The following is a 384-nucleotide window of genomic DNA, read 5'->3' on the forward strand; positions in this document are numbered from 1 at the left end:
GTACAGACGCCGGAGGACTCGACGGTTACTGTCCTCAAGCGCCGTACAGTTCAGTTACTATCAGGGCATCGCCGCCGTCGGCGTTTCAAAAGCCTTGCAACAGGCAAGCCTTGCAACAAGCCTTACAAAGAGCCAGCCCTGCAAGCCGTCGTCGCTCAGACGAGCGGCACACCGTAGTAGTCGTTCACAGCCCGGGTGGTGCCGATGTCGGCCCAATTCCAGTCCCGTTCGCTGCCGTATTTCGGCGCGCCGCGCAGCTGGCTCTCGGTCACGCCGGTGACATAGCCACCAAGCTTCGTGTCGTATTTGAGCGATTGCCAGGGCAGCGGATAGTGGTCGTTGCCGAGGCCGAGAATGCCGCCGAAGCCGAGCACGGCATAGGAC

Annotated in this window: 1 pseudogene; it reads right to left on the bottom strand. The window is 61.5% G+C overall.

The features are described 5' to 3' along the window. Positions 1 to 155: 155 nt before the first annotated feature. Positions 156 to 384 (bottom strand): annotated as a pseudogene (locus tag I6F21_RS38545) (PRC-barrel domain containing protein); the annotation flags it as partial.

This window comes from Bradyrhizobium sp. NBAIM03, assembly GCF_020194055.1.
Taxonomy (GTDB): Bacteria; Pseudomonadota; Alphaproteobacteria; order Rhizobiales; family Xanthobacteraceae; genus Bradyrhizobium; species Bradyrhizobium yuanmingense.